This is a genomic window from Neisseria sp. P0014.S009 (genome assembly GCF_051958155.1).
GTDB lineage: Bacteria > Pseudomonadota > Gammaproteobacteria > Burkholderiales > Neisseriaceae > Neisseria > Neisseria flavescens_C.
The window spans coordinates 1-238 of the sequence record NZ_JBQCVS010000251.1; the positions used below are offsets into that span (position 1 = coordinate 1).

The window sequence follows — 238 nt, forward strand, 5'->3', positions numbered from 1 at the left end:
CCTTAAAGACCTTCAACACCCGGCAGCCCTTTTTACTGGTCGCCATCCGTATCCTCCTTATTTCAGTCCCAGTTTCTTGGCAATTTCGTGCCCCTTGCCGTAATTGCCTTTGCGCTGTCCGCCGACCACCAGATACACATCGCGCGGCTTAAAGCCGTTCTCTCTTGCCCACTGCGCCAGCGTCTGGCCGTTTTTGGCAAAATTTTCTTTTAATTTTTCAATAGTTATAGCCATAGAT

The 238-nt window shown here is 49.2% G+C and carries 1 protein-coding gene; it reads right to left on the reverse strand.

Annotated elements, in window-relative coordinates; genetic code table 11:
• Positions 1-57: 57 nt before the first annotated feature.
• Positions 58-238 (reverse strand): DNA-binding protein (locus ACTHS4_RS12540; protein WP_440366049.1); only part of this gene is annotated, 181 nt, incomplete at its 5' end.